We start from the raw sequence: 25564 nt of genomic DNA on the forward strand, positions 1-25564 counted from the left end.
GCCTAACAGATCGCCCTGCAGCAATATCCGGCCATTCAACCGGCCAGAAGGCCGGAGCACTGTACTCGGATTCAACATTGCCAGGCCCTGATAATTTGCGTATTTTGCGGAGCTGCACTGCTGAAGTGCCTGCCCATGAACCGATTCCTGAAAGCTACGAACACCAGACACCTTGAGAAAAACTGCCGCACACATCATTGCGCTCCTGCTTTGTTCAGCCTGCCTAAGTGCACAGCCTGTCAGCGAGAAAGCAGACAGCTTTGCTGTACCACCACCAGCCGAGCTCATCGTTTCCCCACCCGGCGGTTTTTACCCCACAGGGCCGGTCACAATTGAAGCCCAATGCCCTGGAGGGCAGCTCTACTATACACTTGATGGCAGCACCCCTACTCGTCAGAGCAACAAATACACCAACCCGTTTACGCTTACAGCAACCCGCATTATCCGCTTCCTGGCTGCTTACCCCGATGAGCGGGGCGAAGAGCGATGGAGCCATACCTACTTTATCGGAGAGCCCGAAACCAACTTCCCGGTAGTTTCTATCGGCATCGACCCGCCCACCTTGTTCGACCCCTTCCACGGGCTATTCGTAGCCGGCCCCGAATCTGACGACAGCTACTGGAAAAAGCCCGGCGCCAACTTTTGGAGCAAGCGGGAGGTGGCAGCTAATGTAGAAATCTTTGAGCCTAGCGGGCTATGCACCTACCGCAGCGAATCCGGCTTCCGCTTGTTCGGCGGCATGAGCCGGCTGTTCCCCCAAAAGTCCATCGCACTGATAGCCCGGGACCGCTACGGCGACCACCGGATCAAGCATGAAATATTTGGGGAGCAGGGCGAAAAGAAGTTCAAGTTCCTGGTCTTGAGGAATGGAGGGAGCGACTTTGGCAAGAGCCATTTCCGCGATGCATTGATTGCCAGCCTGACAGAGGAGTGGGATATTGAAACGCAAGACTACCGGCCGTCGCATGTGTACATCAATGGCGAGTACTGGGGCATCTACAACATCCGGGAAAAAATTAACCGGTACTTTATCGACAGCCACTTCAAAGGGGTAGAGAATGACAGCATAGACCTGATGGAGCACCGTTTTACCGTCAAATATGGCAGTGCTGCTCATTACCGAAGGATGATCTCTTTTTTGGAACAGAATGACCTGAGCATAGCCGAGAACTTTGCCTACCTCAACACCCTCATGGATATAGACAACTTCCTGAACTATCAGATTGCGCAGATTTATATCGACAATCAGGATGCGGGGGGCAATATCCGGTATTGGCGCCCACAAACGCCCAATGGCAGATGGAGGTGGATCCTGTATGATACCGACTGGGGCTTTGGGCTGCACGACCCCAACGCCTATCAGAACAACAGCCTGGCTTTTCATACTGCAGCAGACGGGCCTTCCTGGCCCAATCCGCCGTGGAGCACTTTTATTTTGCGGAAGCTACTGGAGAACGAGGGCTTCCGGGCCCGGTTCGTCAACCGGTTTTCCGACCACCTCGCCACTTCCTTTGAACCCAAGCGGGTACATGAGCGCATCAATACCTTTTACCACCGGCTCAAGCCAGAAATCCCCCGTCACTTCGACCGCTGGAAACTCCGCGCCGCTACTTGGGAACACCACATCAGCCGTATGCACACTTTTGCCGAGGAGCGCCCACGCTATATGCGCATGCACCTGATGGAGCATTTCCAAACCGGCCCACAAAGGCTGCTTTCGGCAGGAGCGGGCCGGGGCGGGCAGGTGGTGCTGAACAGCCATGTACACATTTCCCAAGACACCCTCACCGGCACCTATTTTGAGCGTTACCCGGTCACGCTCAAAGCCGTTGCCTACAATGGCTTCCGGTTCTCTCACTGGGAAGGTAGGGGCGTGCCTGACAGCCTGGCCCGGGAGCTTCAGCTGCAGCTGAAGCAAAAGCATACGGAAGCTTATGCTGTATTTGAACCTTATCAGCACCCGCTCGAGAGCCAATTGGTCATCAATGAGGTATCGCCCAAAAGCGGAGAAGCAGGAGACTGGCTTGAGCTTTACAATGGCTCCTCTGAGGTTGTCGACCTCTCTGGCTGGTCTATCAGCGACTGCAAACAGAACGAGCTGCACCTCCCAAAAATCTTGCTAAAACCCAGAGAATACCTAGTCATCACTGAAGACGCCGCACGGCTGCGGCAAGTGCACCCCGGAGTGTACAACTTGCTGGGCGGGATGAAGTTTGGGTTAAACAAGCGGCACGAATCTATTGCGCTTTACGCCAGCGACGGGGCTATGGTCGACAGCATCAGCTACTGGGCCCCACCGGTAGATTCCGCCTTTACCCTGAGCTTACTACTGCCTGACCTCAACAACGCAGATCCGGAAAACTGGGCTTTCCGCCCCGGAAAGGGCACCCCAAACAGTGCCAATCCTTATTATGTAGAAAGCACGGTACGTGCAGAGCAGGCAAGGTGGGTACAGCTTGGCCTTGCAGGAGGAGTGCTGCTGCTGTGTGGGCTGATGCTCGCACTGAGGTTCAGAGGCATCCTTTGATCATTCTTTCCGGCTGATGACCCACTTGAAATGCAGCCCTTCGCGGTCTTCGCGATCACGGGCGCGAAGGAGGATATCTGGCCCGCCAAGACGTGAGCCCCCCCATTTTTCCCGGTTGAACAAGTTGGAAAGGGGGACTTCGAAAAGCAGGTTGGTCCGCCCCTGCTCTCCCATATCGTACTGGCCTCCAACAGTAAAGGACAAAAGGGAGGCCCGGACAGGCAGCTGGCCAATATGAAGAAGCTGCCCATTGAGGACAAATGCACCTTCTAACCGCCCAAATTCTACGCGCCCGAGGTTGCTGCGGCTGAACAACAGGCTGCGCAGACTGTCGAGCGCTGGCAGCCCGATCAAAGCACCGTTCTCCACGCTCAGCTTCATGTACCCCTGCATGTCCTCTGGCAACAGGTCGTAGTTGGCATTGGCACGCGCACGGAACTGTACATCAGCCGTAAGCTGGCCTTCCAAATTATTGCTGCGGATGGCACGCTGGCCGAAATTATCGAACGCATGAAACGCACTGCGGATATCGGTATCAGCCAGCCGGGCTTGAATGTCAATCGCTGGCCGGTTGGCGTCTATCCCATCCACTTCTCCTGCCAGTTCAAAACGGCCGCCAGCCAGCCCCATACGGACGCCCTCCATCCAAAAACGGCCTTGGCCCAACCCGACAGCCCCCTCCACATCCAAAGCCTGGAAATTGCGGTAGCTCAGGGTATCAATGGAAAGGCTAAAATCAGCTTCTGCGGAAGACAAGCCAGCATTGATCAGGCGGGTAATGACCGTGGGCTGTTCTGCTGCCCCCCCTGTGGCCTCCTCCCTAAATTTTTCGGGAGCCCGGAAGCGGCCCAGGTCGAAGTGGCCGGCGTGCACGTCCAAACTAGCCCGAAGGCGATGCTGTGGCAGAAAGATAAAGGGCAGGAAATCACAGATCACGCCGTGGCCCTGCAAGCTGTTGCCGTTCAAACTGAGGCCGATGCCATCAAAGTGCAGGTCATTGCCATTGAAGGCAAAAGCCGCATCCACTTTACGGAAGGCATAGCCCCTGGGCACGAAAGTAAAGCCTGCCCCTTTGATTTTGCCGGTGCCACTGACCTTTGCGTTAAGCAGTGCATTTTTGGCATCTACATGCCGATGAGGCTGGCCAGAATAGCGGAACCGCAGCTGTACAGTGCCCGTATCAAACCGCAGCTGGCTTGGAGAGAACATACGGCTGAGCTCGCGTACTGGGAAGGCGACCTCTGCCTCCGCAGCAAGCATAGGGTCTGAAGGATTGGAAAAAACTGCTTTCGCCTGTATGGGTGCACCACCAAAAACCTTTGCGCTCAAGGTATCCACACGGGCAAAAGGCTCTTCGGGAGTGAGGGCCCCTTTCCAGTACACTTCATCAAAGCGTGCAGCACGAAAGCGCAGCGAGTCGGAACGGGCTTCCAAACGGGCTTCCAGCCGAGGCAACAGCGCTCGGATAGCCCTCCTAACTGGGTTGCTGCCTGGCGCTTCCACATCCGCCCACCGCCCGGGAAAAGAAAACCGGTTCAGGTCGATGCCCCGGCTATCCAAAGTCATATCCACAATAACGCTTTCGCGCCTTTGGCCCAGCAAAAAAGGGACAACCCCTTCCGATTGCCCAGCCAACGTTGCCTGGTTGCCATTGAGCACCACCGAAAGGGAATCCCAATACAATCGGCCTTGTTCCCAAAACAGCCCTCCTGATACCGTATCGAAGTCCAGCTTTGCAGTTGGTACGCTCCAAGCTGCATTGTGCAACCGCACCTGCCCTTTGAGCAGGCCTACCAGCACTTTGGCAGACAGCCCGGCATAGCCCGACAAGTCTCCATTGTAGGAAAAGCCGGCACTTGCCTCGCCGGCGCGCAGCAACAGCTGGGAAGAAGGCACCAAGGGCTGTAATGCAGTAAGCGGTATGTGCGACTTGACCGCTAGGGCAAGCTGTTTGCTCCCTGTTGGGGCGCTGCTGATACCAGCCTGCGCCTGAAAAGGGATGTGCCCAAAAGCTACCCCCTGCATGGATGAGATATTGGCCTGCCAACCCTCCCCCTTTCGTTTAGACAAGGAGGCCCGCAACGTTACCCCATCCGCAGCAAGCCGCTGAAAGGCTGCTCTAGGCGCCTGTACCTGTAAAGTTGCCGTCACCTCATCCCATGGCAATGGCTGCGAAACTGCTGAATCTTGCACCAGTGCCAGCCAAGGCTCCAACTGAAAGGGCGGGGCTTCTACATCGGCATGCAAGTTCAGTTTCCCTTCTCCGAGCAGGGCACGCAAGCCAACCGAATACGCTCCCCCCCCAAACTCAAATGTACCACCGGAAAAACGCAGTGCCTTTCCCGTAAGGGCCCATTGCCCGGAAAGCTTTTCCCACACAGCCCCGCTAGCAACCTGACGGGCGCTCACACCTTCTACCCGCCCTTTGCCTTCCCATTGCAGCGCTCCCCAGTCTGGGCTTGAACCAGCTAGCGACTGCATAGGGCCCCTCACTGAAAAGGCTGCTGTTAACCGCCCTTTGTCTAGCGCCCAGCCAGCTTGGTTTAAGAAAGGCTGCAGGCTGCTGGCCGGCCATTGCAATCCACCCGTTACCCGGGCAATAGGCTGCTGTAGATTGGCTTGCTCATAAACCAGCGCAAAAGGGTAACGGGACCGCCATAGGGCCGTATCCACTTCGATACGCAACCGTCCGGTCTCTGGCGTGATAATGTGGCTGAGGTGATTGTTGATAAAGCCTGCTCGAAGCCCTACTCCGGTAAGCTGTTCCTCTGCCAAACGTACCGAAAGCGGATAGCCTGAGACCGATACCGATACCGGGACGGGGCTGCCCGGCACGACCTCTCCATTTACATGGACGCGGACAGCCAAGGACCCCTCTACCGATATTCCGCTCAGCGCGTCCCGTATGCCCGGTGCAACTATCTTTTCGCCCCGCTCTTGGTTAATGCCCTCAGTGGAAAGCTCTAGCTGTAGGCATTCCCTGCTCAACACCCCAGCAACACGAATGGTGTCCGGGCCAATCTTCAATTGCGCGCCAGGCAGGAGGGCTATTGCCCCTTGCCCTGCCGTTAAACTGAACCGTAAATCCAATCGGGCTGCTGCCCCTTCTGCATAGGCCCCCTGAGCAGGCCGGAAGGTAAGGCCATGAATATAGCTCTCCCCATCGAGCCCCACCTCAAGCGTATCCTTGCGGGCCGCAAACGACAATCTGCCATCCCGGATTTCAAAACGATGGAACTTATACCGGAGCGAATCCTGATAATCAAAGTATAACCCGTTGATGTGAAGCCGGCGGAGCCCGCCCAGCTCCCGTACCATAGCCGTATCTAAGTGGGCATTGCCCCCCACCCTTTTAAGGAAACCAATATTTGAGGCCCCATCTCCTGATTTGAAAATCAGTATGCGGGTATCGTCCAGCCAAAGAGAACGCAAGCCTAGCTCTCCATAAAGGAGGCGGGAAGGCTTTAGTACCAGATCAGCCTCTTTGATGCGCAATAGCTCCCGACGGTGGGCTGCAGGATCAGGGCCTGTGAGGACTAAGTTGCGGAGGGAAAGGGAAAGGAAAGGAAAGTGGTCGAAGTATTCAAATCGGTAATCAGAAAAGGAGAGTTCTACCCCAAGCTCATTGCGGGACCACTCTGCGGCTAACTCAGGTACGCGCCCCTGATTGGAGACGGCTACATAATAGACTGCCCCGGTCGCCAACAACAGCATAACTACGCTACTGCCCAGAAAAGCCAGTATGTAATAGGTTATCGTTTTTAAGGTGTGGGGGCTTGGCATAGCCTTATTGCTTTATCCCTTATAACGCTTGCCAGCGCCGATATGTGCTAATCAGCACAGTGCCTTCCCCGAGCGTGAACCAAAATACCGCAGGTGTTTATGCTTTTGAGGCTTTATATCCTGGCATTGGCCTAGCGCTGCGCAGGGGTGGCCGAAGGCCAGACCCGACGCCTGCAGGGCGAGGGGCCGAGCGGGCAGCGAGCCCCGGAGCATAGCGGCACCTGCCCTTGCGGCAGGGGCAGGCCCCATCACATTGTGCAGGGCAAAAAAAACGCCAATCTGATTTGCGCCCTCTTCCCCTGTTCAGCGCTTTTTCACTCCATCTCCAACAGCAGCTGCCCCTTTTCTACAGCCTGGCCTTTGCTGACATGGATAGCCTTGACCACGCCATCGCCCATACTCTTGATGACGTTTTCCATTTTCATCGCCTCCAAAATCAGCAGAGGCGTCCCCTCAGCGACTTCTGCACCTGCTTGCGTGCTCACTTCGAGCACCAAGCCTGGCATTGGTGCGTGGATATCTTTGACCACTTGCTGAGAGACAACGCTTAAGCCGAGCTGCTTGACCAGTTGGTCGTACTCATCTTCCAGCACCACATGGTAAACGACGCCATTGATTTTCAGCTCAAAGGATTTGGCGTTGAAATCTGCCGTCAGGATTTCTGCATTGTAGGACTTATGCCCCTGAATGATGTGGAAACGGCCCTCTGAAGTAGGGATAATGTCCAGTTCTCCGGTAATCCCTTCGAAGGTATAAGCATCATTTACCGTTGCCCGGTAGGTTTTTTCATTTACCATGGAAGCAGCTTTACTTGTTTTGATCGGTTTGCCCCAATTTCATCATCACGTAGGTTTCGAAGATCGTATAAATCAGGTAAACGCTAAAAAAGGGGATGATGAACTGTCGGTCATCAGGCTGAGCAAGATAGTTATAACCCAGGATAAAGCCAATTGCAAAGAAGAGTTTACCTACCGTGACCCCAAGAGCGACATTAGTGAAATCGTGTTTATTTTCGCTGACTGCGGCTTTGCGCCCGGCGTAATACATCCCAAGGCTGATGAGCACAAAGACCCCAAGGCTGGCCCACCCCACTACAGCATGGCTGGCAAAACGGGGCCAGGAATTCATCCAGAAAACCAAGCCTGCTGAAGCGGCTGAAACCAGAGCTAACTGAATGAGAAAGGTGCGTACATTCATGAGGCTGACGTATTATCGGTAGGCATGCCGGGGAAGAGGGGGCGGAAGGTCAATCTTCACCATTTTGCCCTCCGAAGAGCAAGTCCTTTAAAGTAACATATAGCGCTGCAAAAATGGAAAGGAGGGCCAGCAGTACCGTCAGGTAAGGGCGTTCGGTCTGAAAATAGGTATCTAATTTTTGCCCGCCCAAAGTGCCTAGCAAAATAATGGCTCCCATTTGGAAAGCCATGCCAGAATACTTCAGATAGGCATCGACTTTCCCCCGGGGCCCTTTCCGCTTGCCGCTGTTTTTATCGGGCACTGGCCGCTTTGTTTGATTTCGCGCTATTACTGTCTACTGTGCTTTTGTCTTGTGCGCTAGCTTTACTTCCGTTTTTGGAGGAAGTAATGCCACCCCCCATAGAGCAAGTCACATTGAAAGTAGCTCCGGACTGTACAATCAGCTTTTCGGTAGATACTTCACCGCTCACGGAAGCGGACTCGCGGATGTTCAGCAGCTCTGCCACTTGTATGCTTCCTTCGAACTTCCCCTCCACTACAGCATTCTGGCAACGGATTTCCCCTTCTACATAGCCTGTAGGTCCGATGATCACTTTGGCATCGCAATGCAAGGTGCCCTTGATGGTGCCATCTACCCGGATATCGCTTTCGGACTTGACCGTACCTTCCACCACAGTGCCTTTCACCAGGCTGTTCAGGCCGCTAGACACAGAAGTTGAGCCATTGCTCTTGGCTGTGCTTTCCTTTTTGTTATTACCTCCAAACATAGTCCTGCTGTTTTAATAGTTGTTGATTAGCGTTGATACTTGCGAGGGGCGGGGGGGAACGAGCTGTTTCCGATTGCGCCCAAGCTTTTCCAGGCATTCGGCTAAAACGCGGGATGCCTCAAAGCAGCACGGAGCGGCCTAGCAGGCCTCATTTCGGCCGTGTAGCCCCCAGACAAGTCAACCCTATTTAGTCTAAGGGATTGATTTCGGCTGAAAATTACCACTTTGTCATCGATTTGCCAACTTCCAGCACAAACGAAAAGACCCTGCAGGCAGGGCAAGGCGCCTCAGGCTGCAGGGTCTTTTCTATAGTTAGGCGGGTTCCCGCCTAGAAATTAGGGCAGTAAACCCCGCGTCGCTCCATGCCGCAGATCTTATAAGCCAGTGCGAATTCGAACCCGCCATTGGCGTTGCTTGCCGTACGCAGTGGAGAAACATTGATATCGTAGCTAAAGCCGAGGCTAAAGTTTTCGTAGTCAAACCGGGTAGACAGGATGGCCGCGTCGTTCAGCACACCTGACTCAATTTTATTAGACACCCGAGTCCAGAGGCCAAACTGAAAGGCTTGGTTGGAGCGGCCATTGCCGAGCAGGAATTTGAAGCTCGTACCTGCATTGACTTGGAAAGAAGGCCCCTGAGACATTACAATCACGCCCGGTACAAGGCCGAAGCGGCGGCCCATCATGAATTCGCCCCCCGCGTGGAAAGTGAACCGGCTGTAGAGCAGGTCTTCATCATCGGAGTTGAAGGACTGATTGGAGCGGTTGAGGTGGTGGAAAGCGCCGCCAAAGTAGAGGCTATTATTCTCGTCGAACACCATGAACCAAAGCAGCCCTGCAGCCAGATCGGCAAAGATAAAGTTGTCGCGGTCAAATACATTTTCCTCGCCAGAAGGCAGGGTGCCATCGAAGCCGCCCTCACCATCGTGCTGCAAGCCCCAACGGAGCTTCAGGAAGTCGATACTGCGCTGAGCCACGCCTGCCTCAGCTCCGACCACCAGGTAATTAGCCTGTTTGCGATAACCGCCCATGCGCTTGGAATAAGAAGCAGAAAGCTTGCCGGTGAGCGTAGAGAAGTTCGCTTCTCCGGCCTCATCGCCCCAAAAAGTACCCCCGATGCCAAAATAATCGTAGCGGCCTACGGGGATGCGTTGGTCATACGAAAAGGAATAAGTATTGTAAGCATTAGAGCGGAGTACGCTGGCCCACTGATTCCGGTAGTTGGCTACCATGCGGATGTTACAGTTCATGACCCCCGTCATGGCTGGGTTGAGGTTGAGGGGGGAAAGATAGAACTGAGAGAAGTGGATGTCCTGCGCACCAACGGAAATCGCTCCCAATGCTAACAGACAAGTGATAATAATCGACTTGAAATTTTTCATACAGGCGGTTATTTGTAAAAAGCTTTCAATGAGTCCAAAGTGGTTTTTTCGTGATGCTTAAGGCTGTGGCAGTCTTCTTTAGGGTTTGATTTTGTGCCAGAGCCCATTGCTGAGGGAAAGCACAGAGATAGTTAGCTTGCGTGAGCAATACAGCCGGCTGCCGAGGAGCGCCTTTTATGCTGCATTGATTTTGTATGATTTTTGCCCGTAGCCTCAGGCACGGAAGCCCGTAGCGCTGCCACCTACGAAACAAGTCACAATAATAGCGAATGTTAAGCAAATGCCGGGCATTTTTTCTGTTAAAGCCTGTTGACAGACAAGATTAGCGGTGCTGCTGCAGGAATACCGAATTAACGAGCATCCCGGTAGTTGTATTTTGTCATGCTATGTCCTCTGCCCGCCAAAGAGCGCCATACTGCTCCACTAAGATGTTGTCATAGTAATCTGCCCGTTCAAAAAGGTGGCGGAACAGCTTCATGCCGGTATCGAGATTAAGGTAGCGGTCGAAGATGAGGAGGGAGAGGACGATGTCTTGGTCTTTGATGCTGAAAGAAAGCCCCTCAATTTCAAAATTTTGCCTCAGCAAAAATTCGTAGATCGGCTTGATCTGCTCCGTGGGCAGCGTGCACAAATAGGCATCGCCCATGATCAGCCCGGTATCCTCATGATAAGTGATGGCAATCCGTGCGCTGCCCTCCTGTATCTCCCAATTGTTGGGCCCACGCCTAGACAGCGGCACCTCCTGCCCGATAGCCCTCAGGAGCTCCTCAATGCGCTCGGCTATGCCTACAGGCTCGTACATTTCTGCGTGAGAAGGCAGGTATACCCTGGCCCCACAATGAGGGCAGTACTTGCCATCCGGCACTTGTTGTTCAGCCACTACGTTGCTACAAGACTCGCAACGGACCTTCACACCGGGCGCGGCAGCCTGAAACTCAGACAGCGCTTGCTGCAGATAGACGGCAGGCAGGGAGAAACCGATATTGTCGCTCTGCTCCATGCTCAGCGTATTCACTCCGATCACCTGCCCTTTGGTATTGATAAGAGGCCCACCGCTGTTGCCGGGGTTGAGGGCCGCATCGTGCTGTATGTAACGTACCCCCTCTACTTCCCGGTTAGTACTTGAAATGACACCTTGCGTAACAGAAAACTGCAGCCCAAAAGGGTGCCCTATAGAAACGACCGTCTCCCCTTCGTGCAAAGCCCCGGCGCCAAAAATATCAAGTGCAGGAAGCCCTTCCGTACCGCTCACCTCCAAAAAGGCAAGGTCGAACTTGGGGTCGGCATAGACTACCCTGGACAGCTGCCGGGGCAGTTTCTCCCCTTGCACCACCGCCTCCCGGTTATCGTGCACGATGTGGTTGTTGGTCACAACAACGCCTGCCTCCTTCAAGTAAAAGCCCGTGCCCGTACTATAAGGAGTGGCAATTTGAATGACAACCTCCCGGATTTGATCTAAAATGGCATTCATAGATGGATTCTTGCGCAGCATGAAGGTACGAAATCAGAACATTTGCCCCCGGTTTGCAGTTGCCTTTTCCTAAACAAAGCTTCCTGCCATGCCAGAACTGCCAGAAGTCAATGCCAAACAGCTCCACTTTGAGCAGTGCGCCCTGCAGCAGCGCATTGCCAAAGTAGACCTCATCGACCCCAGCTATATCCTAAAGGAAATCGCACCAGCTGATTTTGCTACAAAACTCAGGGGGCGGCAATTCGTTAGCAGCTACCGCCGGGGGAAATACTTCTTCGCAGCGCTCGACAATGGGCACTACGTTTTGTTCCACTTTGGCATGAGCGGCCGTTTCCGCTATTACGATGCGATAGCGGAGCAGCCCAAGCACGAACGGTTCGCCTTTGTTTTTGAAAATGGCTACCGCCTTGGCTTCGACTGCCCCCGGAAGTTTGCCCGTATTCATTACGTGCCCAGCCTTGATGGTTTCATAGCCCGCAAAAACCTCGGCGAAGACGCCCTGCTCATTTCCGAAAGCCAATTTTTGGCACTCGCTCAAAACAGAAAGAGCACCCTGAAAGGGTTCCTGCTCAACCAGAAATACCTGGCCGGCATGGGCAATCTCTACGTGGATGAAGTATGTTGGCAGCAAGGCATCCACCCTGCTTCCCGCATCAGCGCTTTGCCCCTCGAAAAGCTCAAGGCGCTGTTCCACAACATGCAGGACATTCTGCGGCAGGCGGTCGCCCTCAATGCAGAATATAGCGCCTATCCCGAATCTTGGCTTTGGAACCACAGGGTGCCAGACGGCCTATGCCCTAAATGCCTTTCCTCGCTAGAACAAGACAAAGTAGCCGGGCGGACCACGTACTATTGCCCACAGTGCCAGGCATTCTTGGAATGAGCTACAGGCTGATGGCCAGGCCAAGGCTGCCGCCCGCCATCCGAGGGGAGACTTGCAGCCCGAAGGTCCTGGTCTCGAACGCCCCTTCTATGGCTGCAGCCGATTCCAGCTTATGGTTTTCCCATAGTATGTTGATCATGGCCAGGCCAAGGCTCGCTTCAAGCGAACAGCGCCCGGCCAATTGATAGCGCAGCCGCCCTAAGGCTCCCAGCCCTGTCCTGAACATCCACCCTTGATATGGCACCCCGCTTACATTGAGCGGGTTGAAAGAGCGGTACGAGAAGGAGGGCTGCAGCATCGCCCCTGCAAACCCCTGCAAGCGGCCGTCAGCCGTGAAATCAGCGGCCAGCCCGGCTTCCATCTGAAAAGTTGCCGACGCCCTTTTCCATTCGCCCTCTTGCCGGACCGTCTCCAAGCCCGAAAAACTAATGCGCTGACTGGTGTTGTAACGCCCAGCCCCTATGGCTGCGATGCCTGCTCCCCAGTACCAGCCTTGTGCATCTGGCTCGCTGATAAATGATAGGCTAAGCCCGTAGGCAGGATAGCCAATCTCGTAAATCTCAACCGTAGTAGAAAGCAGCCCGCCATTGCTGAAAGTTTCGGAAAAGCTTAGCCCCGGCAGGCGCTGCAGGGCAATGCTCAGGGAGGATTGTGCCAAGCCTGCTTGAGTCAAGAAAAACAGGAATGCCACTGTGAAAAAGGATGTCCGGATCATGTATCTTGGGTTGGGTGATTAAATTACATTACAACAAACTAACGCAAGCCCCCTATCCCAATCCGCTTTTTTAACAGTCTGCCTGAAAAAACATACCCTATGAAAACCCGCCGGCTTTTCACTTTATCCCTACTTGCGGGCGTTGCATGGGCGGCCCTCGCACAGCCTGCCTCTGTAGATACGCTTTACCTGCAAAGCAGAGCCCTGAAGCGTACCGTGCCTGCTCTAGTCATCAGCCCGGCAGGAGGAGCCCCCTGCCCTACCCTTTTCCTGCTACATGGCGCAACAGGCAACTACACCAACTGGCTGGAGCGGGCCCCGGAAATCCTCAGCTATGCAGAAGCGCAACAGATCCGCATCGTATGCCCTGACGGAGGGGCCTTCGGCTGGTACCTCGATAGCCCCATGCTAGACACTATGCAATATGAAACTTACTTTTCGGAAGAACTGCTGCCCGCTATCGACAGCCTTTACCCTACACTGGCCGTACGGGAAAAAAGGGCAATTGCAGGGCTTAGCATGGGCGGCCATGGCGCATGGCACCTTGCCTTGCGCCACCCCAATCTGTGGGGGGCAGCCTTTAGCATGAGCGGGGGGCTAGACCTCAGGCCCTTCCCCAACAACTGGGAACTGCCCCGCCTGCTTGGCCCAAGATGGGCTTTCCCACAACATTGGCAGGACAACAGCGTGGCGGGACAGCTTTACCGCTACCGGCCCGGCCTGCCCGTCGCACTTTGGCTGGATTGTGGGAAGGATGATTTCTTCCTGCAGGTCAACCGGCAGGCCAAGCAGGAGCTAGACCGCTTGCAAATCCCTTACACTTACCTTGAACGGCCCGGCGGGCACAATTGGGAATATTGGCGGGAGTCTTTACAATACATCATGGTCTTTCTGGAGCGGCACTTCCGGAGCTGAAGCCTGCAACAGCAGACGCAGCAGCGCACAGCACAGCCTCCTGCCAGCTGTCAGGCATTGAACAAATCGTCAATTTCCCGCTGTAGGTCCTCAAGGTCACCGCCAGGCGGGATATGGCCATCAGACCGCTCGCCAAGCCATTGCCCAGCCGATGGTGGAGCCGCCGGCAGCACAGGCGGGGCTTTCAATTGCAGCACCGAGCGCAGCGCGTGAAGCACGTTGGGGTCTTCCGTCGCAACAATCTGAGCAATGAGCGCTACTTTCAAGTCGTTGAGGTCCATGCCTTGATTTTTGTAGATAGGGCACAAAAATGCAAAATCAACCGGGCACAAGCAACCCCATCAAGGCGCGAGGCGCTCAATGCCCCAACGGCCATCGGGCTGAAGGGAATACAGGAAGCGGTCGTGCAAGCGGTGCTCCCGGCCCTGCCAAAACTCAAAAGCCTCGGGCAATACGCGGTAGCCACCCCAAAAACTGGGCAGCGGCACCTCCCCTGAGCGGAACTTCTGCCTCATTTCAGCAAATTTAGCCATCAGCAGCTGCCGGGAAGAGATCGGGCTGCTCTGCTCAGATACCCAGGCCCCTATCTGGCTGCCATGCGGGCGGCTCAAAAAATACTTGGCAGATTCTGCTGTGCTCACCCGCTCTACCCGGCCGGTGATGTGCACCTGCCGCTCCAGGCCCAGCCAGGGGAAAAGTAGTGCCGCCCGCTTCTGCCCATCCAACTCACGGGCTTTGCGGCTGCCGTAGTTGGTAAAAAACACAAAGCCTTGTGTATCAAAGTACTTCAGCAACACCGTGCGCAGGCTTGGCTGCCCATTGCCTGCAACGGTAGCCAACGACATGGCGTTGGGCATGCGCATGCCACTGCCTTCTGCATCGCAAAACCATTGTTCAAACTGTGCGACAGGGTCTTCCTGCAAATCTTCCCGGGACAAGCCCGATTTCGTAAACGCTTCGCGCATCATGGCCAGGTCCATAACTACAACAGGTTGGTGAACTGCAAAGCTCCACAACCTATCTACAGCACACACTGAGGAATATCAGAGCTTGCATTATTTTTTTGCACCTATGGGAAAAACCCCGCCCTTCGCGCTGTCCAATCTAAACTGGCAACACCAGTGTAAATCAAAAAACATGAATACGAAAACGCTACTGCTGTTAGCTCTCGCCCTCCTTTCCTCCCTCGCTCTCGGCGCACAATCTTATCAGGTGTTTGGCCGTGTAGCAGACGGCAAAACGGAACAGCCCCTCCCCGGAGCCCACATCTACCTTTCCGGCAACGGGAACGAATATACCGCCCTTACCAGTGAGAGAGGGGGGTTCAGAATTGCCGGCCTGCCCGAAGGGGCTTATCAGCTGCAGGTGTCCTTTGTTGGCTATGCTACACTGAACCGGGAGGTTGCTATCGCCGGCCAGGACCTGAGGCTGGGCTTGTTGGCTTTGCAAGAAATTGCGCTGGACCTGGACGAAATCGAGATCACCGGCAAGGTGCCCTTGGCCACACAACAGGGCGATACGACTCAGTACAGCTCCGCTGCCTATAAAGTCAACCCGGACGCTAACGCAGAAGACCTCATCCGGAAAATGCCGGGCGTGGTGCTAGAGAATGGGCAGGTACAGGCTCAGGGCGAACAAGTGCAGCAGGTTTTGGTAGATGGCAAGCCATTTTTCGGCAACGACCCTGCCGCCGCACTGCGCAATCTCCCCGCAGAAGTCATCGACAAAATCCAAGTCTTCGACCAACAGAGCGATCAGGACCGCTTTTCTGGGTTCAACAGCGGAGAAACGACCAAAGCCATCAACATCATCACCAAGCCAGGCATGCGGCAGGGTGAATTCGGCAAACTGTACGCAGGGATTGGCCCCGACGCCAAATACCAGGCTGGGGGCGCGCTCAATATTTTCAAAGGGGATAGCCGCATTTCCCTTATCGGGCAGACCAACAACATCAATCAACAGAACTTTGCATCCGAAGACCTCACCGGGCTGCTCGGAAACTCCGGTGGCCGTAGCGCTAGAGGCGGCAGAGGCGGCGGCCGGCCTGGCCGTGGCAGCAGCGGAGGCAATGCTAGCGATTTCCTGATTGGCGCTCAAAACGGCATCGCCACTACCCATGCATTTGGCTTAAACTACACCGACAAGTGGGGCGAAAAAACGGAAGTCACCGCCAGCTACTTCCTCAACTACACGGACAACGAAGCAGCTGTGAACGAATACCGGGCCTATCTGAACGAGGAGATCGAAGGGCAAGTTTTCCGGCAGCAGCAAAGCGCCAACAACCAAAACCTCAACCACCGCTTCAACCTCAGGGCTGAACACAATTTCAACGACCGGAATGCCCTTATCATTCAGCCACGGCTGACCCTCCAAGAGAGCCAAGGCATGGAAAGGGCTATTGCACAGACTACTTTTGGCGACAGCCTGCTCAACCTCACCAATTACGGGCTTAGGGCCGACCTCTCCGCGACAGACTTCTCCAACCGGCTGACCTACCGCCACCGCTTTGAGAAACGGGGAAGGACACTCTCCCTCAGCACCGACGCAGGCTATAAACGGCAGAACGGAGACCGCTTCCTTGACTCAGAGAGCCAGTTTTTTGAAGACACCCTCTACACAGAGCAGCTCCAACAGTACGCTGGGCTCGACAGCAAAACCTGGCAGTACGGAGCAGATGTGCGGTACAGCGAGCCCCTTGGAGAAAAAGCACAGCTACAGCTCAGCCTGGCCTCCGGGCTGGAGCGCAATGACGGGCAGCAGGAGACCTTTGATTACCTCGCCTCCGATGCAGCCTATTCCCTGCTCAACCCGGCCCTTTCCAACACCTTCAACAGCAACTACCGCACCCACAGCGGCGGGGCAGGGCTGCGCATCAATAATAAAGGGCTCATGTTCAACCTACAGCTCACCGCCCAATGGGCCAACCTCGAAGGGGAACAGGTTTTCCCCAATGCTGGCCAGGTCGGCCAGCAGTTTTTCAACATCCTGCCACGGGCATTCCTGCGCTACCGCTTCTCCCAGTCTGCCAACCTCCGGGCTGGCTATTTCACCCGCACCTCGCCCCCGGGCCTTTCCCAGCTTCAGGAAGCCGTCAACAACAGTAACCCCGTACAGCTCACCACAGGCAACGCCGAGCTGGAGCAAGACTACAGCCACCGCCTTTTCGCCCGCTACTCCAATACCAATACCGAAAAAGGGACCGTCTTTTTTGCACTGCTCAGCGCACAGTACACCGCCAACCATATCGGCAACAGCACCCTGACCGCCGCCAGAGATACCGACCTGGGCAACGGCATCATCCTCCCCAGAGGGGCACAGCTCATACAGCCGGTCAACCTCAATGGCTATTGGAACGCACGGGCATATACCACCTATGGCTTCCCCCTCAGCCCCCTCCGCTCCAACCTCAACACAGACCTTTCCCTAAGCTACATCCGCAGCCCAGGGCTCGTCAATGGCGCAGCCAATTTTGCCAACACCCTGACTTCAGGCCTGGGGCTTACGCTCAGCAGCAACATCAGTGAGCAGGTGGATTTTACAATCGGCTCCCGCACCAGCATGAGCCAGGTGCGCAATACCCTGAACAGCGCACTCGACAACTCCTTCATCAACCAAAGCTCAAGGGTAGGGGCCAACTTTATCTTCGGGAAGGGATGGGTCATCCGTACCGACCTCAACCATCAGCTCTACAGCGGCCTGTCAGACGGGTTCAACCAAAACTTTTGGCTACTGAATGCAGCCTTGGGCAAAAAATTCCTGAAAGATGACCGGGCGGAGCTCACCCTTAGCGCATTTGACCTGCTCGGGCAGAACAACAGCATCAGCCGGGAAGTGACAGACGCCTACCTGCAGGATACGCAGACACAGGTACTCCGGCGCTTTTTCATGCTCACCTTCACCTACAATATCCGCCACTTCGGCAGCCCCCAAGGGTAAGAGATGCTTGGTTAGCATCTGTAAAGCCAACCACAGGCAGCCCGGAGGTGTTTTGGGTAGGAAACAAACCGGAAGCTATGCCGACTACCTGCCCGGGCTGCCAGCAAACATTCGACTGCGGGCTGCACAGCTCTTCAAATTGCTGGTGCACTGCCCTGCCCCCCATCCTTCCCGCCGCGCAGGAGGGTGCAGGCTGCTACTGCCCACAATGCTTGCAGGAAAAGGTAGCAACAGCCATAGAACAGTTCGTGGCGGCCTACCAAGCCGGCGAGCAGCCCAATACCGCACCTCAGTACGCAGCCCCAAAGCTTGTGCCCGGGCTAGATTACTATCAGGAAAACGGGCTGATGGTGCTTACTTCCTGGTTTCACCTGAAGCGGGGGAAATGCTGCGGCAACAAATGCCGGCACTGCCCCTACGGCCATGTCAATGTCCCTAACGCTTGACCAAGCCCGCGATAAAGAGCACAAAAACAGCACCGGCCGCCGCTTCAATGATATCGCCTATAAGGCCTGCTGAAAGGGTAATCCCCAAAAAGCCGAAAAGCCAATTGCCAACAAAAGCGCCAAAGATGCCCAAAATGATGTTGATCAAAAGGCCATAGCCTGCCCCCTTCATGATTTTCCCAGCCAGCCACCCAGCTATTGCCCCCATGATTAGCGTGTAGATCAGGTTTCCCATTTTACTATATTTTTTGGTCCATTAAGCTGAAATTGAAAGCGATGGCTAAACGCACAGCCCAAGTGGCTCCCCTTTTGGGGCCTACCCCGGCCATACGGCAGGGGTCGCTATGCTACGGGGCTCGCTATCCGCTCGGCCCTGCCGGGCTTGCACCCCTCCGCAGCGCTAGTCCGATGCCATTACCATAGGCTGAATGCCTGTGCTCTTTTGGTTTATGCCCGATTAGAATAGTACCGCCGACCTGAAGACCGGCACCTGCGGCAGCTGCTGTGGCACGATGAGCTCAAGGCAGGAGCCCTCACGGCACAGGCCTTCAGCCCAGCTGCCCTGCGATGAAGCCAGTAGTCCAGGCCGCTTGGAAATTATACCCTCCGGTGATGCCGTCAATATCGAGTACCTCCCCGGCAAAGTAAAGCCCTGGCAAGGCGCGGCTTTCCATGGTCTTGAAGTTAACACTTTCCAAGCTAACGCCCCCGCAAGTCACGAATTCTTCTTTGAAAGTCGTTTTGCCCCTCACGGCGTAAGTATCGTTGGTGAGCAGTGCAGCCAGACGGTTGACCTGCTTTTTGCCAGCCTCCCCCCATTTTTTAGCCTCTGGTATCTCAGCCTTTTGCAGCAGGAAAGCCCAAAGCCTTTTGGGTATAGCCGGCAAGCGCTGATTGCCCATGCTCTTCTGAGGATGGGCGCCGCCAAGCTCCCATAACGCTTCCGCCACGCGCTCGGTCTGAGGCATGTTCACCCAATTGACCTGCACCTTGAACTGGTACTGCTGCTCGCTGAGCAGGCGGGCTCCAAATGCGGACAGCTTCAAGATAGCTGGCCCGCTCATGCCCCAGTGGGTAATCAGCAGGGGGCCTTCTGCAGATAGCTTCTCCCCCTGAATACTGGCAGTGACCGGCTCAACGACCACCCCCATCAGCTCCCGTACCGGCTCGTCTGGCATATTGAACGTAAAAAGCGAGGGCACCGGGGCTTCAATTTTGTGCCCCAGTGCTTCCAGCCAGGCCAGGCCTGTGCGCTTGGGGCTGCCGCCGGTAGCCACAATGACTTTATCAAAAAGCGCTGGCTCCCGGCTATTGCGCAAAAAAGACAGCCTGATCTGCTCCCCTTTACGCTCTAGCGCCTCCACGCCTGTGCCAGCCCATACCCTTACGCCATACTCCCGCGCCTGGCCCTGCAGGCAGTCTATGATGGTCTGGGAAGACTGCGAAACAGGGAAAACACACTGATCCGGCTGTATCGTCAACGCTACCCCCCTGCGCTCGAACCACTCCATCGTATCTGCGGTGCTGAAAGTACGGAAAGCCTTTTTCAGCTGCTTCCCGCCCCGGGGGTAGGCCCGGGACAACTCCGCAATAGAGGTACAGCCGTTGGTCACATTGCAGCGGCCGCCACCCGATACTTTCACCTTGGAAAGGACTTTGCCAGACTTCTCAAAGATATGGATAGCCGCCCCCGGATGGTGTTCGCCTACAGAACAAGCAGCGAAGAAGCCCGCAGCCCCTCCACCAATAACAGCAACTTTCAGATTGGAAGACATATAGAGGTACTATTGCTTATAATCGGGGATATACACTTTGTGCTCGCAGAAGTCAAAATCCACAGCGGCGTTGGAAGCAATGACCAAGGTGCGGCCAGTGCCAAACCGGGCGATCAGGCCGCGGTACCAGCCAATGCCCTCCTCGTCTAGGTTAGTAGTCGGCTCATCCAGCAACAACAAAGGCGACTCCGTAACGAGGGCCAACGCCAGGCGCAGGCGCTGCTTCATGCCCGAAGAAAAATTGCGCACCTGCTTGCTGCGGGCTTTCCTGAAGCCCAACAACTGATAAATGGCCTCATCGTCCATGCCCGGCTTGGTCGCTTTGAACTGCCGGTGGAAGCGGATCGCCTCGGTAAGGGTCAGCTCTTCGATCAGCTCGATATAAGGTGCGGCAAAAGATAAGTGGCGGTATACCTCATGTACCCCCAGCTGCCTCCCATCTAAACTGAAAGATACCTGGCCTTTGGAAGGGGAAAGGAAGCCAGAGAGCATTTTCATCAGCGTAGACTTCCCCGAGCCATTAGGCCCAGTGATGGCATAGCGCTGCCCCGGCGCCACCTCCAGGCTGAGCCCCCGGATGATCCACTCCGTTTTGTAGCGTTTGCCAACACTATCCAGTTCAATCTTCATCAAGGTTCTTGCCATTGAGCTGCTGAAAACCGCGCATGATGCCGGGGTCTGCGCTCTTGATAAAATTCAGGATGGAGTCCCGCTCTTGGGTAGGCTCCAGAGAGTCCTCTATAATTTCCAGTGCATGAGAAGTACTATACCCTTTAACAAACAGGATGCGGTAAATCTCCTGTATCTCGTTGATGGTTTCGGTCTTAAACTGACGCCGGCGCAGGCCGATACTGTTGACGCCAGCATAAGAGAGCGGCTCCCGGGCTGCTTTGACGTAGGGCGGGACATGCTTGCGCACTAGAGAGCCGCCAGCAATGAAGCTGTGCTGCCCGATTTTAATGAACTGCTGTACCGCGACAAGCCCCTCGAGTATAGCCCAGTCGCCTACTTCTACATGCCCGGCCAAGTTGACATTATTGGCCAAGATGACATGGTCGCCTAAAATGCAGTCGTGTGCAACATGTGCATAAGCCATGAGCAGGCAATTGCTGCCCACAGCCGTCTTATTGGCATAAGAAGTGCCCCGGTTGATGGTGACATACTCCCGGATAGTCGTATTGTCGCCCACCTCTGCTGTTGTCATCTCCCCTTTGAACTTAAGATCTTGCGGTATGCCTGCAATGACCACCCCCGGGAAGATCCGGCAATTCTTGCCAATGCGGGCACCTTCAAAAAGGGTAGCAGAAGGCCCTATCCAAGTGCCATCGCCTACTTCAACCCCCTTATCAATGTAAGTAAAAGGTCCAATAACGACGTCTTTCCCAATTTTGGCTTCCGGATGGATAAATGCCGTTGCGTTGCTGTTATTCGTCGTATTCATTTTATGATCGCTTAACGATTTGAGCTGTCAGTTCTGCCTCGGATACAATTTTGTTGCCGACATAAGCAGTAGCCTGCATCTGGCAGATCCCACGCCGGATAGGGGCCATAAGCTCCATCTTAAAGAGTACCGTATCTCCCGGGACTACCTTGTTCTTGAATTTGGCATTCTCGATTTTAAGGAAGTAGGTATCCCAATTGCCGGGGTCATCTACTGTGGACAATGCCAGTATGCCGCCCGTCTGTGCCATAGCTTCGATCTGCAGCACCCCGGGCATAACCGGGTTGTTGGGGAAGTGCCCCTGGAAGAACTCTTCGTTGAAGGTAATATTTTTAACCCCAACAACATGGTTGTCAGACAGTTCAATTATCTTATCTACCAACAGGAAGGGGTAGCGGTGGGGCAGCCAAGCAGCAATTTTCACAGAATCGAACAGCGGCTCCGCGTCCGGGTCGTAGTGAGGCTTGCCTTTCAGCTTCCGCTTTTCTACGGCCACTTTTTTCAGCAGGCGGGTAAACTCTATATTCGCGGTATGCCCGGGCTTGGTGGCCATTATCTTGCCCTTGATGGGCATGCCCAACAGAGAGATGTCGCCCACCACGTCCAGCAGCTTGTGCCGGGCGGGCTCGTTCTTGAACCGCAGCTTGAGCGTATTCAGTATGCCCTCTTCCTGGTCTACGGTCACACTAGGCCTGCCGAGCTTCTCCGCCAGGCGGTCAAGCTCCGACTGGCCAACCTTCCGGTCTACAATCACGATGGCATTGTCCAGCGTCCCTCCTTTAATCAGGTTCTGCTCTGCCAGGTACTCCAGTTCATGCAAGAAAACGAAGGTGCGGCAGGGCGCAATTTCCTTGGCGTAATCGGTAGTGCCATTGAGGTGTGCATACTGCTGCCCTAAGACTTCCGAGTTGAAATCGATCATAGAAATGACCTCGAAGCTGTCGTGGGGCAAGGCCACGAGCTCTGAACCGGTGGCCTCGTCTTTGTAAAACAGCGGCTCCTCAACAATGAAATATTCCCGGGGCTTATCCTGCTGTTCTATGCCAGCTTCCTGTAGCAAGCTCACAAATGGGCCCGCACTGCCATCAAGGATGGGGATTTCGGGCCCGGTCAGCTGAATGAGGCAATTGTCGATCTTCAGGCCGGAAAGGGCTGAAAGGACATGCTCGACGGTGTGCACCTCAGCTTGCCCAACCTTAAGCGTAGTGCCCCGCTGAGTGGAGATCACTCGGTTGATATCTGCGCTAAGGACCGGCTGCCCCTCGAGATCCATGCGCTGGAATTTATAGCCGTGATCGATGGGCGCAGGGTTGAACGTGAGCTGAACAGGCTGCCCAGTATGCAGGCCAACGCCTTCTACACTTACTGCTTGCTTTATGGTTTGTTGTTGTTCCATGGAAAGTCTTCTGCTGGAATTTTTTGCAAAGATAGGTTTTTCACCTTAGCGGAGGGCCTGCTGCCGGCCTTTCGAGCTTATTTGGAGCAGTTTTGCTATGATAACCAAGGATTTACCCCTCTGGCGAAGCCCCTAAATTTGGGTTTAGCGGGCTAAATAAAAACTTAGCGAGGAGGCCTGGCTCATAAAGCACTGACTTGCAACAGGGACGGGCTCCAAACAAGCGCTTAGCGCCTTGGAGGCAGCAGCAGCGGCCCGGGGCTCAATCCCGGCCTTTCTTTTCGGCAGCATCAAATGCCCGCTGCAGCCTGCTCAAAGACCGGTACAAGTCTGGCAATTTTTTGAAGACCGAATGAGCGCGGATGAAATCCCGGTAAGGGATGGCAGGAGAGCCGAACCATGCTTTGCCAGGCTCTGTGATGGAGGCAGCGATGCCGCTCTGCGCCTGAATCTGAGTGCCGTCCGCTATTTCAGCATGCCCGACAAAGCCCACCTGCCCGCCGATACGGCAGTAACGCCCTATTTTCGTACTGCCCGCAACGCCAGTCTGTGCCGCAATGACCGTATGAGCGCCGATTTCTACATTGTGCCCAATTTGGATAAGGTTGTCCAATTTTACGCCTTCGCGTATGATGGTACTGCCCATCGTAGCGCGGTCTACTGTGGTCTGAGCACCGATCTCCACCCGGTCCTCTACGATAACGTTGCCCACATGGACAATTTTCTGATAGCTGCGGTCTTCTTGTGGGGCGAACCCAAAGCCATCGCTCCCGATCACCACGTTGGCGTGCAATATGCAATCCTCACCAATTATGCAGTTGTCCAAAATGCGGACCCCTGGATAAAGGACAGTGCGGGCGCCGATTTTCACATTCCGGCCAATAAAAACTTGAGGATGGACCACCGCTGCAGGGCCGAGCATAGCCCCTTCGCTAACGATGGCAAAGTCGCCTACTGCAACGCCTTCTGCCACACTGGCCTGCGGGCTGACTACCGCCCGTTCTGAAATGCCCGAAACGCCTGCTTCCTGTGCACCGAACTGCTGCAGCAGCTGCCCCACTGCACCGTAGACATCCTCCACCCGGATCAGCGTGGCAGAGAGCGGCTCCCGGGGCTCGAAGTCTTGGCTGACAAGGAGGACAGAGGCCGTTGTGGTGTAAGCATACTTTTCGTACTTCAAGTTGCCCAAGAAAGAGATAGAGCCTTCTCCACCCTCTTCTATTTTGCTGGGCCTGTTGACCGTAACTTCGGGGTTGCCTTCCACCGTACCGCCAAGAAAATGTGCTAATGCTTGAGCTGTTATCTGCATTCCGCAAAGGTAAGAAAAAGGAAGAAATAGCCGGTGCCCGACTTTTCAACCGGACAGCGCCTTTGTTCAGCAGTGCCCTGCAAATGGTTTGCCCTAAATGTTGCAATCCATTTGTTTAAGCTCCTATCTTTGCAGCACCCAAAAAAGGGTTTTCCTTCACCTGTAAGCTAAAATATTTTGAGCAAAACGATACGTATAGGCACCCGTGGCAGCAAACTAGCCCTGTGGCAGGCACACTTTACTCAGGACAGGCTGCGCGAAGCCGGCATTGACTCCGAACTGATCGTCATAAAAACACAAGGGGACCGCATACAGCACCTCAGTTTCGATAAAATGGAAGGCAAGGGCTTCTTTACCAAAGAAATAGAAGAAGCGCTGCTGCGAGATGAAATAGACGTGGCCGTCCACTCCATGAAGGACCTGCCCACCAACTCCCCCGAAGGCCTCTGCATCACAGCGGTTTCCTACCGGGAAGACCCTGCCGACTGGCTGGTCATCCGCAAGGAAAAAGCGGACGCCCAAAAACCACTGCTGCTGCCTGATGCGGCTGTGATCGGCACCTCCTCTGCACGGCGGAAAGCCCAAATGCTGGACCTCCGGCCCGATATACAGATCAAGGACATCCGGGGGAATGTACCAACCCGGCTCGGCAAACTGCGCGACGGGCACTTCGATGCCATTCTCTTAGCAGCGGCGGGCCTTACCCGCCTCGAGATCAGCCTCAGCGAATTCGAAGTTGTCCGGTTCAGCCCCCGGGAGTTCATCCCGGCCCCCGCTCAGGGCGTGCTCGCCTGGCAGGCCAGGGAAGCGGACAAGCCTACCCGCCGCCTCCTAAAACAGGTGCATCAGTCAGCCGTTGCTGAACTGACCAACCTAGAGCGGAAAGTCCTCAACCTGCTCGATGGCGGCTGCCAAATGCCTTTAGGGGTTTACTGTGAAAAAGACGGAGAGGGCAACTTCCATGTATGGGCAGCCCTTGCCAACGGGTGGGATCAGCCGGTGCGCCGGTGCCGGCTCTCACAAAGTACAAAACACGGGCTGCCAGAGCGGGTTATCGAAGCTTTGCGCTAACCAACCGGGGTTGTCCCCTAGATGTTGAACTTGACAGCCCCACCTGATGTTGTTATCTTGTTTCGTGGCTGAGCCGGAGCTAGCGCCTATGGCAAAGAGGATACGCCGGTTCTGCCCAGATTTTTATTCAAAACCTAGGTTGTACTATGATTCAAGTGGCTAAAAGTGCGAAAGAAAGAATTGAAGCCATCCGCTCTGCTGAAGGGTACGGCGATGATTACTTTGTACGGGTTTGGGTAACAAGCGGAGGGTGCTCGGGTCTGACTTATCAGCTGGAGTTTTCCAATGAGCTGAAAGCCGATGACCAGGTTTTTGAAGACAATGGGGAAAAGGTCGTCACCGACCTGCGCAGCTTCATCTACCTGTGCAATACTACGCTTGAATTCTCTGGCGGCCTGGACGGGAAGGGCTTTTCTTTCAACAACCCTAATGCCTCCCGAACCTGTGCCTGCGGGGAGAGCTTCTCCGTATAAACGCCCCAAAAACGTCCCCACCATGAATGCCGATCAGCCCCCTTCGGAGGATGCCGATATTGGCCCTGGCCAAACCTC

23 protein-coding genes are annotated in these 25564 nt (G+C 55.0%); 7 read left to right on the plus strand and 16 right to left on the minus strand.

The window, feature by feature from the left end; genetic code table 11:
- The first annotated feature begins 172 nt into the window (after nucleotides 1-172).
- The gene (locus tag FRY97_RS11030; RefSeq protein WP_147167584.1) at nucleotides 173-2527 is read left to right on the plus strand and encodes a CotH kinase family protein; all 2355 of its coding nucleotides are present in this window, start codon (nucleotides 173-175) and stop codon (nucleotides 2525-2527) included.
- Here the strand turns inward: FRY97_RS11030 and FRY97_RS11035 are convergent, their stop codons facing one another.
- From FRY97_RS11035 to FRY97_RS11070, 7 genes are all read right to left on the minus strand, one after another.
- Entirely contained in the window at nucleotides 2528-6310 is a 3783-nt protein-coding gene (locus FRY97_RS11035; RefSeq protein WP_147167585.1) for an AsmA-like C-terminal region-containing protein, read from the minus strand.
- A gap of 314 nt (nucleotides 6311-6624) precedes the next feature.
- Entirely contained in the window at nucleotides 6625-7107 is a 483-nt protein-coding gene (locus tag FRY97_RS11045) for a biotin/lipoyl-containing protein (RefSeq protein ID WP_147167587.1), read from the minus strand.
- A gap of 10 nt (nucleotides 7108-7117) precedes the next feature.
- The gene (locus FRY97_RS11050; RefSeq protein WP_147167588.1) at nucleotides 7118-7507 is read right to left on the minus strand and encodes a hypothetical protein; all 390 of its coding nucleotides are present in this window, start codon (nucleotides 7505-7507) and stop codon (nucleotides 7118-7120) included.
- 49 nt (nucleotides 7508-7556) lie between these two features.
- A complete protein-coding gene (locus tag FRY97_RS11055; protein ID WP_246141684.1) occupies nucleotides 7557-7808 on the minus strand; it encodes an AtpZ/AtpI family protein in 252 nt (83 codons plus the stop codon).
- The gene (locus FRY97_RS11060) at nucleotides 7798-8274 is read right to left on the minus strand and encodes a bactofilin family protein (RefSeq protein ID WP_147167589.1); all 477 of its coding nucleotides are present in this window, start codon (nucleotides 8272-8274) and stop codon (nucleotides 7798-7800) included. Before FRY97_RS11060 ends, FRY97_RS11055 begins: the two co-directional genes overlap by 11 nt.
- Nucleotides 8275-8602: 328 nt before the next feature.
- Nucleotides 8603-9655: a PorP/SprF family type IX secretion system membrane protein gene (locus FRY97_RS11065; protein WP_147167590.1), complete on the minus strand. Its 1053-nt coding sequence runs from the start codon at nucleotides 9653-9655 to the stop codon at nucleotides 8603-8605.
- A 379-nt stretch (nucleotides 9656-10034) separates the two neighbouring features.
- Nucleotides 10035-11126, minus strand: coding sequence for a trypsin-like peptidase domain-containing protein (locus tag FRY97_RS11070; RefSeq protein ID WP_170254600.1), 1092 nt, complete (start codon nucleotides 11124-11126; stop codon nucleotides 10035-10037).
- 88 nt (nucleotides 11127-11214) lie between these two features.
- Between FRY97_RS11070 and FRY97_RS11075 the strand changes: the two genes are divergently transcribed.
- Nucleotides 11215-12009 carry an Fpg/Nei family DNA glycosylase gene (locus tag FRY97_RS11075; RefSeq protein WP_147167592.1) on the plus strand — a complete coding sequence of 265 codons (795 nt, stop codon included), beginning with the start codon at nucleotides 11215-11217 and terminating at the stop codon, nucleotides 12007-12009.
- Between the two features lies 1 nt (nucleotide 12010).
- Here the strand turns inward: FRY97_RS11075 and FRY97_RS11080 are convergent, their stop codons facing one another.
- Nucleotides 12011-12724 carry a hypothetical protein gene (locus FRY97_RS11080; protein ID WP_147167593.1) on the minus strand — a complete coding sequence of 238 codons (714 nt, stop codon included), beginning with the start codon at nucleotides 12722-12724 and terminating at the stop codon, nucleotides 12011-12013.
- A gap of 99 nt (nucleotides 12725-12823) precedes the next feature.
- On the opposite strand from FRY97_RS11080, the gene FRY97_RS11085 reads away from it, so the two are divergent.
- A complete protein-coding gene (locus FRY97_RS11085) occupies nucleotides 12824-13639 on the plus strand; it encodes an alpha/beta hydrolase (protein ID WP_147167594.1) in 816 nt (271 codons plus the stop codon).
- A gap of 50 nt (nucleotides 13640-13689) precedes the next feature.
- Here FRY97_RS11085 and FRY97_RS11090 read toward each other — a convergent pair whose 3' ends face one another.
- Together FRY97_RS11090 and pdxH are read right to left on the minus strand one after the other, a co-directional pair.
- Entirely contained in the window at nucleotides 13690-13920 is a 231-nt protein-coding gene (locus FRY97_RS11090) for a hypothetical protein (protein WP_147167595.1), read from the minus strand.
- 60 nt (nucleotides 13921-13980) lie between these two features.
- Entirely contained in the window at nucleotides 13981-14619 is a 639-nt protein-coding gene (gene pdxH, locus FRY97_RS11095; protein WP_147167596.1) for a pyridoxamine 5'-phosphate oxidase, read from the minus strand.
- Nucleotides 14620-14776: 157 nt separating this feature from the next.
- On the opposite strand from pdxH, the gene FRY97_RS11100 reads away from it, so the two are divergent.
- Together FRY97_RS11100 and FRY97_RS11105 are read left to right on the plus strand one after the other, a co-directional pair.
- Complete coding sequence (locus tag FRY97_RS11100; RefSeq protein WP_170254601.1) at nucleotides 14777-17575, plus strand: TonB-dependent receptor; 2799 nt, start codon at nucleotides 14777-14779, stop codon at nucleotides 17573-17575.
- Nucleotides 17576-17652: 77 nt separating this feature from the next.
- Entirely contained in the window at nucleotides 17653-18021 is a 369-nt protein-coding gene (locus FRY97_RS11105; RefSeq protein ID WP_147167598.1) for a cysteine-rich CWC family protein, read from the plus strand.
- Here FRY97_RS11105 and FRY97_RS11110 read toward each other — a convergent pair.
- The 6 genes from FRY97_RS11110 to lpxD form a co-directional block, all read right to left on the minus strand.
- The gene (locus FRY97_RS11110; RefSeq protein WP_211356850.1) at nucleotides 18011-18256 is read right to left on the minus strand and encodes a GlsB/YeaQ/YmgE family stress response membrane protein; all 246 of its coding nucleotides are present in this window, start codon (nucleotides 18254-18256) and stop codon (nucleotides 18011-18013) included. The two genes, FRY97_RS11105 and FRY97_RS11110, sit on opposite strands and share 11 nt — an antisense overlap.
- A gap of 313 nt (nucleotides 18257-18569) precedes the next feature.
- Nucleotides 18570-19784: a BaiN/RdsA family NAD(P)/FAD-dependent oxidoreductase gene (locus tag FRY97_RS11115; RefSeq protein WP_147167629.1), complete on the minus strand. Its 1215-nt coding sequence runs from the start codon at nucleotides 19782-19784 to the stop codon at nucleotides 18570-18572.
- A gap of 21 nt (nucleotides 19785-19805) precedes the next feature.
- A complete protein-coding gene (locus tag FRY97_RS11120) occupies nucleotides 19806-20426 on the minus strand; it encodes an ABC transporter ATP-binding protein (RefSeq protein WP_147167599.1) in 621 nt (206 codons plus the stop codon).
- Nucleotides 20416-21237, minus strand: coding sequence for an acyl-ACP--UDP-N-acetylglucosamine O-acyltransferase (gene lpxA / locus FRY97_RS11125; protein ID WP_147167600.1), 822 nt, complete (start codon nucleotides 21235-21237; stop codon nucleotides 20416-20418). The genes FRY97_RS11120 and lpxA overlap by 11 nt, the downstream gene beginning before the upstream one ends.
- Before the next feature lies 1 nt (nucleotide 21238).
- Nucleotides 21239-22633: a bifunctional UDP-3-O-[3-hydroxymyristoyl] N-acetylglucosamine deacetylase/3-hydroxyacyl-ACP dehydratase gene (locus FRY97_RS11130; protein ID WP_147167601.1), complete on the minus strand. Its 1395-nt coding sequence runs from the start codon at nucleotides 22631-22633 to the stop codon at nucleotides 21239-21241.
- A gap of 262 nt (nucleotides 22634-22895) precedes the next feature.
- A complete protein-coding gene (gene lpxD, locus FRY97_RS11135; protein ID WP_147167602.1) occupies nucleotides 22896-23942 on the minus strand; it encodes a UDP-3-O-(3-hydroxymyristoyl)glucosamine N-acyltransferase in 1047 nt (348 codons plus the stop codon).
- 177 nt (nucleotides 23943-24119) lie between these two features.
- Between lpxD and hemC the strand changes: the two genes are divergently transcribed.
- Nucleotides 24120-25013 (plus strand): hydroxymethylbilane synthase, encoded by an 894-nt coding sequence (gene hemC / locus FRY97_RS11140; RefSeq protein WP_147167603.1) that lies wholly within the window; start codon nucleotides 24120-24122, stop codon nucleotides 25011-25013.
- A 146-nt stretch (nucleotides 25014-25159) separates the two neighbouring features.
- Entirely contained in the window at nucleotides 25160-25486 is a 327-nt protein-coding gene (locus FRY97_RS11145) for a HesB/IscA family protein (protein WP_147167604.1), read from the plus strand.
- Nucleotides 25487-25564: the final 78 nt, after the last annotated feature.

It is taken from the genome of Phaeodactylibacter luteus (assembly GCF_007993045.1).
GTDB classification, from domain to species: domain Bacteria; phylum Bacteroidota; class Bacteroidia; order Chitinophagales; family Saprospiraceae; genus Phaeodactylibacter; species Phaeodactylibacter luteus.